Annotated in this window: 7 protein-coding genes; 6 read left to right on the forward strand and 1 reads right to left on the reverse strand. The window is 42.4% G+C overall.

Going from position 1 to position 7,570, the window contains the following annotated elements:
• Positions 1 to 120: 120 nt before the first annotated feature.
• A complete protein-coding gene (locus IEV18_RS15800) occupies positions 121 to 408 on the reverse strand; it encodes an AbrB/MazE/SpoVT family DNA-binding domain-containing protein (protein ID WP_188393344.1) in 288 nt (95 codons plus the stop codon).
• 209 nt (positions 409 to 617) lie between these two features.
• On the opposite strand from IEV18_RS15800, the gene metG reads away from it, so the two are divergent.
• The 6 genes from metG (at position 618) to yabG (ending at position 7,375) form a co-directional block, all read left to right on the forward strand.
• The gene (gene metG / locus IEV18_RS15805) at positions 618 to 2,636 is read left to right on the forward strand and encodes a methionine--tRNA ligase (protein WP_188393345.1); all 2,019 of its coding nucleotides are present in this window, start codon (positions 618 to 620) and stop codon (positions 2,634 to 2,636) included.
• 61 nt (positions 2,637 to 2,697) lie between these two features.
• Entirely contained in the window at positions 2,698 to 3,471 is a 774-nt protein-coding gene (locus IEV18_RS15810) for a TatD family hydrolase (protein ID WP_188393346.1), read from the forward strand.
• A 197-nt stretch (positions 3,472 to 3,668) separates the two neighbouring features.
• On the forward strand, positions 3,669 to 4,880 hold the full coding sequence (locus tag IEV18_RS15815) for a resuscitation-promoting factor (RefSeq protein WP_188393347.1): 1,212 nt from the start codon (positions 3,669 to 3,671) through the stop codon (positions 4,878 to 4,880).
• Positions 4,881 to 4,949: 69 nt separating this feature from the next.
• Positions 4,950 to 5,561, forward strand: coding sequence for a ribonuclease M5 (gene rnmV, locus IEV18_RS15820; protein WP_188393348.1), 612 nt, complete (start codon positions 4,950 to 4,952; stop codon positions 5,559 to 5,561).
• Positions 5,512 to 6,387 (forward strand): 16S rRNA (adenine(1518)-N(6)/adenine(1519)-N(6))-dimethyltransferase RsmA, encoded by an 876-nt coding sequence (rsmA, locus tag IEV18_RS15825; protein WP_188393349.1) that lies wholly within the window; start codon positions 5,512 to 5,514, stop codon positions 6,385 to 6,387. The genes rnmV and rsmA overlap by 50 nt, the downstream gene beginning before the upstream one ends.
• 97 nt (positions 6,388 to 6,484) lie before the next feature.
• The gene (gene yabG, locus IEV18_RS15830) at positions 6,485 to 7,375 is read left to right on the forward strand and encodes a sporulation peptidase YabG (RefSeq protein ID WP_188393350.1); all 891 of its coding nucleotides are present in this window, start codon (positions 6,485 to 6,487) and stop codon (positions 7,373 to 7,375) included.
• Positions 7,376 to 7,570 lie beyond the last annotated feature (195 nt).

Consider the following 7,570-nt stretch of genomic DNA (forward strand, 5'->3'; position numbering starts at 1 on the left):
GGATCCATAGAGAGAAAAACAGGCATCAAAAGTGCTCTTTTGCACCAAATTTTCGGATGCCTGTTTTTGTTTCAAAGTCAAGCTTTATTTTTGGGTAAACTTAAAGACAATTAGAAAATATCAATTATTTTTTACAGATAGTTCAGATTCCAGCTCTTCCATTAACATTTTTGCGCCTTCGGGGCTTAAGACAATTTTCCCCCCGGCAAATTCCATGTTGTCATCGGAAAGGACGCCTGTTACTTGGCAGGACTTTTTCGGCTGGTATTTTTTTAATATAATCCGGTCTCCGTCCACGAATATTTCAATATCGTCCTTTGTATGGATATCCATGGCCCGCCTTAGTTCCATCGGCAGAACAATCCGGCCAAGATCATCCACTTTCCGGACGATTCCGGTAGATTTCATTCGCCAGTCACCTCGCAAATAGGATAAAAATACTATATTTTGATTTTTCTTGTTTTTTAGAATATCAGTGATTACCCTTTGTGTCAATGACAGAATTCTTCATGGAAATCGATTATCGTATCGTCAGGAAAAGGATGGCATGATTTGTGTTAAATAAGGAGAATCGCTAAAATAGTAATAGCTCGATCTCGTGAGGAGGGAATTTAGAAGTGACGAATAAGAAGAAAACGTTCTATATTACGACGCCAATCTACTATCCGAGCGGTAAATTACATATTGGCAATGCCTATTCTACCATCGCTTGTGACGTTCTGGCCCGTTATAAGCGAATGATTGGGTATGATGTGTTTTATTTGACCGGAAGTGACGAGCACGGTCAAAAGATTGAAAATAAAGCAAAGGAATTAAATATATCGCCGCAAGAATACGTAGACGGCATGGCTGAAGACATGCAAAAACTATGGAAAATGCTCGATATTAGCAATGACAAGTTTATCCGGACGACGGACGAAACCCATAAAAAAGTAGTAGCAGATATATTTGAACGGCTGCTCGAACAAGGAGACATTTATTTAGGGGAATATGAAGGCTGGTACTCGGTTCCGGATGAAACTTTCTATACTGAATCCCAATTAGTGGATGTGGAGCGGGATGAAGAAGGAAATGTCATTGGCGGAAAATCCCCAGACAGCGGACATCCGGTGGAATTGATTAAGGAAGAATCCTATTTCTTCCGCATGAGCAAATATGCAGACCGGCTGCTGAAATTTTATGAAGAACATCCGGAGTTTATTCAGCCGGAATCCCGAAAAAATGAAATGATCAATAACTTTATTAAGCCGGGCTTGGAAGATTTGGCCGTATCCCGGACAACATTCTCCTGGGGAGTGAAAGTTCCGAGCAATCCGAAACACGTTGTTTACGTGTGGATTGATGCCTTAACGAATTATATTACTGCCCTCGGCTATGGAACGGAAGATGATTCATTATTCCGCAAATATTGGCCGGCCGACGTGCATATGGTCGGAAAAGAAATCGTCCGCTTCCATACGATTTATTGGCCGATTATGTTAATGGCGCTCGACCTTCCGCTGCCGAAAAAAGTTTTCGGACACGGATGGCTGCTGATGAAAGACGGGAAGATGTCCAAATCGAAAGGAAATGTCGTTTATCCAGAAATGCTCGTCGAACGGTACGGCTTGGATGCTCTCCGCTATTACTTAATGCGGGAAGTTTCCTTCGGCAGTGACGGGATATTCACCCCGGAAGATTTCGTTTCCCGTATGAACTATGATTTAGCCAATGATTTAGGAAACTTATTAAATCGCACCATCGCGATGATAAACAAATATTTTGATGGCAACGTACCGGCCTATCAAGGACATGTTACGGCGTATGATGAAGAACTGCAAAAGACTGCAGAAGACACAATTGCACGGTATGAAAAGGAAATGGAAAACATGCAATTCAGCAGCGCGTTAAGTGCTGTATGGGGGCTGATTTCCAGAGCGAATAAATATATTGATGAAACAGAGCCATGGGTGCTTGCTAAAGACGAAGAGAAAAAGAAAGAGCTGCAAAGTGTCATGTACCACTTGGCGGAAAGTTTACGTGTTGCTGCCACCTTGCTCCAGCCGTTCTTAACGAGGTCCCCGAAGGAAATTTTCAGTCAATTAGGGATTGAAGGAGAGTATGCTGGGGACTGGTCCAAAGTCCATTTTGGCAACCTGCCGGAAAATATCCGGGTAGTCGAAAAAGGAGTGCCGATTTTTCCGCGGCTTGATATGGAAAAAGAAGTGCAATATATTCAGGAACAAATGCGGGCGGGAATATCAGCACCGATGGATGGTAAGGAAGACTGGAATCCGTTGGAAACGGAGCTTGTTTCAGTAAAGGAAAAACAAATTAAATATGACGTATTTGATCAAGTGGAATTAAAGGTGGCAGAAGTAATCGACTGCAAAAAGGTGGAAGGAGCAGATAAACTGCTGAAATTCCGTCTTGATGCCGGAGACAAAGGGCATCGGCAAATACTTTCCGGAATTGCCGAGTTTTATCCGAATCCGGAAAAACTTATCGGGAAAAAGGTTGTAATCGTCGCCAACTTAAAACCGCGGAAATTGCGGGGGGAAATCAGTCAAGGAATGATTCTTTCCGCAGAGAAAGACGGAAAGCTGCAAATTGTGGAAGCACCTGCCGAGGCAGAAAACGGTACGACTATATCGTAAACGATGGATTACCCTGCATCATGCAGGGTAATGCTATTTTTATAAGGAAAAGGATGATTGTATGATATTCGATACTCATGTTCATTTAAATGCAAGACAGTTTCAAGAAGACCGGGATGAAGTCATTCAGCGTGCTTTTCGCAAAGGAGTAAAATATATGACGGTAGTCGGCTTTGACCGCGAAACGATTCCCTTAGCACTTAAAATTGCCGAACAATATGAAACGATATATGCTGCTGTCGGATGGCACCCGGTCGATGCCATTGATATGACAGACCAGGACTTAAATTGGCTGAAAGAGCTTTCTAACCATCCGAAAGTAGTTGCCTTAGGCGAAATGGGGCTTGATTATCATTGGGACAAGTCCCCGGCTGACGTGCAGAAGGAAGTATTCCGCAAGCAGATCCGCTTAGCAAAGGAAGTGGACATGCCGATCATTATTCATAATCGGGAAGCAACGGAGGATATAGTTCAAATATTACAGGAAGAAGATGCAAAAACCGTTGGCGGCATCATGCATTGCTATAATGATTCGGCCGATTATGTGCAGGCTTGTCTGGATATGAATTTTTACATTTCATTAGGCGGTCCGGTTACGTTTAAAAATGCTCCGCTGCCAAAGGAAGTTGCGAAAATTGTTCCGAAAGACCGACTGCTGATCGAAACAGATGCTCCGTATCTTGCCCCGCATCCGAACCGCGGCAAACGAAATGAGCCGGCTTACGTCACTTTAGTAGCCGAACAAATTGCTGCGCTAAGGGAAATTTCCTATGAGGAATTATGTCAGATTACGAAGGAAAATGCCTTTCGCGTTTTTCGCCTCAGCAATTCATAAAAAAACCATTCAGAAAAACTGAATGGTTTTTTATTTTTTCCACCCCTATAAATCCTACTTCTATCAATTCATGCAGGAGTTCTGACAAAATTTTCTATCTATTTGTAATGCAATTGTAAAAGAAACGTAAACGGAATAGCTTTGACTTTGCATATACGTAAAACTATAATCGGCTTATGATGAAGGAGGAAAAAAGAATGCATTTTCTTTCAAAGCTACTTCCAGCATCAAAGGGAAAGCTGGCAGTATCTGTTATTGGAGTATTAGCATTACTAATATTCTCCATTGCTGTTTTTTACGAAATTTCAAAAACAGAAGTAACTATAATAGATAACGGGAACGAAGAAACAGTTCAAACCCATGTAAATACAGTCGAAGAATTACTGAAAGAGTTAGGGATTGAAGTAAAAGAGCACGATTATTTATCCCACTCATTACAAGAAGAATTAACCGCCGGAATGACGATTACCTATGAAACCGCAAAAAAGGTAACTGTTGCAGTAGACGGCAAAGAAGAAACATATTACACAACGGCAGATACAATTGAACAATTCTTTGCCGAAAATGATATCGCCTTTTCTGACGGGGATGATATTTCCCACTCATTAAAGGATCAAATCAAAGAAGGGCTATCCATTCAAATACATCGCCAATTTGAGGTTGTTATCCGCGACGGAAATGACGAACATAAGGTGAAAACTACCGGCGGGACGGTGAAGAGCCTGCTGGAGGAAATTGACATTGAACTGGGAGAGAAAGATAAAATTACCCCGGATTTAAATGAAGAAGTTGAAAAGGGAACAGCTATCGAAATTATACGTGTTGTCGTCAAAGAGGAAGTTGTCGAGGAAAATATTCCATTTCAGGCGATAACAAAAAAAGACCCGAATTTAGAAAAAGGGAAAGAAAAAGTAATTACCGAAGGCAAGGAAGGAAAAATTACGAAAACCTTTGAGGTTACTTATGAAAACGGGGAAGAAGTAGACCGGAAACTTGTCTCGGAAGAAAAAGAAGATAAAGTAGATAAAGTAGTGGCAATCGGAACGAAGGAATTTAAACAAAACTTGCAAACCTTAAGTGCCTCTGGAAGCTCTAACAAAAGTTCTTCTCCAGCCAACGGGAAAACTTTCACCGTGACAGCCAGTGCATTTACTTCCAGCTGCAGCGGCTGTTCCGGGTATACAGCTACAGGGATGAACTTAAAATCAAATCCGAATGCAAAGGTCATCGCAGTTGACCCGCGCGTCATTCCCCTCGGTTCGAGAGTATGGGTTGAAGGATACGGGGAAGCCATTGCGGGAGATACAGGCGGCCATATTAAAGGAAATCGTATTGATGTACACGTTCCGTCCAAATCAGCCGCATATCAATGGGGAGTACGAAAAGTTAAAGTTAAAATTCTTGATTAATGACGTATGTAAGCTTATGCTCTAACCATGTTAATGGTAGAGCATATTTTTATGTTTGGAGGAGAAATGGTGAAAATAAAAGAAGTCATTGTCGTTGAAGGCAGAGACGATACGGCAAAAGTGAAACAGGCAGTCGACGGGGACACCATTGAAACGAACGGTTCGGCGATTGATGATGCGATATTGCAGCAAATAAAACATGCGAAGGAAAAGCGGGGAGTAATTATTTTCACCGATCCAGATTATCCCGGGGAGCGGATCCGACGAATTATCGATGAAAGAGTGCCGGGGTGCAAGCATGCTTTTTTAACCCAAGCGGAGGCCCGGGCAAAGCACCCGGAGGGCAAAAGTTTAGGGATTGAACATGCATCAGTGGAGGCAATCCGAAACGCACTGCAGGATGTGTACGAAGTGATGGATAAAGAGACGATGAGTGAGTTCAATCGCGAAGATCTGCTTGCATTCGGATTAATTGGCGGTGAACAAGCCAGTTTTCGCAGGAAAAGGCTGGGGGAAATTTTGCAAATTGGCCATACGAATGGTAAACAATTATTAAAACGTTTAAATCTGTTCCAAATTACAAAAAAAGAGCTGCAGGAAGCGATGAAGCAGATTAAACAGGAGGAAGAGAATGAAACATTATATCGCGACGCCGACGCGGACGAAGGCAATTTTAAATAAATATAAGTTTACGTTCAAAAAAAGCTTAGGCCAAAATTTTTTAGTGGATGTAAATATTTTACAAAATATTGTGCACCATGCAGGAGTGAGCTCTTCTTCCGGGGTTATCGAAATCGGCCCCGGTATTGGTGCGCTAACGGAACAATTGGCGATTCATGCGGAAAAAGTGGTCGCCTTTGAAATCGATCAGCGGCTGCTTCCGGTGCTGCAAGATACGCTGCACCCGTACAAAAATGTGGAAATTATTCATGAGGACATATTAAAAGCAGATGTGAAATCGGCAATCGAAAAACATTTTCATCCAGGACAGGAAATTCGTGTAGTCGCTAATTTGCCATATTATATTACGACGCCGATATTAATGAAACTGCTGGAAGAGAAGCTGCCGGTGAAAAGCATTACCGTCATGATTCAGAAAGAAGTAGCCGCAAGAATGGCTGCCAAGCCAGAGACGAAAGATTATGGCTCGCTAAGTGTAGCGGTGCAGTACTATACGGAAAGTGAAGTAGCAATGACTGTGCCAAGGACCGTTTTTATGCCTCCGCCTAATGTGGATTCGGCTATATTGCACTTGCAAATGCGCCCGTCCCCTCCAGTTCATGTAAAAGATGAAAAGCTTTTTTTCCAGCTGGTCAGGGCAAGTTTTATGCAGCGGAGGAAAACATTGATGAATAACCTAAAAAGCTACTTTAAAGATGTCTATGATAAACAATTGCTGGAGGATATCCTAAAGCGGGCCGAAATTGACGGAACCCGCCGCGGTGAAACATTAAATCTCGAAGAATTTGCTTCTCTTGCCAACGTGTTGTATGAAATGACCAAGTAACTGCCGTTTTTCACCCCGTAAAGTTTTATCACAGAGATTAGGTGTTTCCCATAATCTATAGGAGGAATGCCTGTAAGGCGATGGGGTGAATGAGTGAATGGATTACCAAATTGGAGAATTAGTGACGAGAAAATCTTATAATCACGATGTATTATTTCGTATCGCGTCCATTGATAAAGCAATGGTTCGGCTGTATGGAGAAGAATATCGTTTGGAGGCAGATGCCCCAATTGATGATATAACTAAAATCGAGAAAAGGGATTTGGAGAAACGGCGGAAGAAGGAGAAGGAAAAGGAGGAATTTTCCTACCGTTTGTTTTATCAAGATTACCAGCTGATGAAGGAAAAACGGGAATATGCTGCCACAGATGGGTATCAGCACGATGCGAAATATTTTCAAATCCCGGCAAAAGTTCTCCATTTAGATGGGGATTCCATGTATTTAAGGAAATGTATCGGTTTATATCAGCGTCTCGGATTGCACGTTCACGGGGTTCATTTGCATGAAAAGGAAATGCCGAATGAGATTGTTCCTTTAATTAAAAAGGTTCAGCCAAATATCATCGTTATTACCGGACACGATTCTTTTTCCAAGCATAAAGGAACGAAAAGCGATTTAAGGGCATACCGGCATTCAAAATATTTTGTGGAAGCGGTCCGTGAGGCGAGGAGATTAATTCCTGATTTAGACCAATTGGTTATTTTTGCGGGAGCTTGCCAATCCCATTTTGAATCGTTAATCCGTGCTGGAGCAAATTTTGCCAGTTCGCCGATGCGGATTAATATTCATGCGCTGGATCCTGTCTATATTGCCGCAAAAATTGCATACACCCCCTTTTTAGAAAGGGTAAGTGTCTGGGATGCATTACGGAATACGTTAAGCGGGGAAAAGGGAATGGGAGGAATCGAGACGAAAGGATTATTAAGGACAGGAATGCCTTATATCGAAGAAGACGACGATGAATATATAGAGGTGGATGAAGTATAAAAGGCGAGGATTGGAATATGTTTCCGATCCTCGCTTTTTTGGTGTGCCCGGCATGGGTGCAGGCTATAGGGTGAAAGTCCCAAACAGTGAAGGCAGTAGTAGCTGTAGCTTAAGACAAGGGCATGGGGGGTGACCGTCATGTCTGAAGGAAGTCGGCGGCAAACTTCCGCCCCGAGGAACACGAACCTCATATAA

The organism is Compostibacillus humi, assembly GCF_014637175.1.
GTDB lineage: Bacteria > Bacillota > Bacilli > Bacillales > Amphibacillaceae > Oceanobacillus > Oceanobacillus humi.

What these genes read in the sequence shown, in the direction of transcription:
- IEV18_RS15800 (WP_188393344.1), bottom strand. Translation starts at nt 408, where the DNA reads ATGAAATCTACCGGAATCGTCCGGAAAGTGGATGATCTTGGCCGGATT.
- IEV18_RS15810 (WP_188393346.1), top strand. Translation starts at nt 2,698, where the DNA reads ATGATATTCGATACTCATGTTCATTTAAATGCAAGACAGTTTCAAGAA.
- IEV18_RS15815 (WP_188393347.1), top strand. Translation starts at nt 3,669, where the DNA reads ATGCATTTTCTTTCAAAGCTACTTCCAGCATCAAAGGGAAAGCTGGCA.
- rsmA (WP_188393349.1), top strand. Translation starts at nt 5,512, where the DNA reads ATGAAACATTATATCGCGACGCCGACGCGGACGAAGGCAATTTTAAAT.
- yabG (WP_188393350.1), top strand. Translation starts at nt 6,485, where the DNA reads ATGGATTACCAAATTGGAGAATTAGTGACGAGAAAATCTTATAATCAC.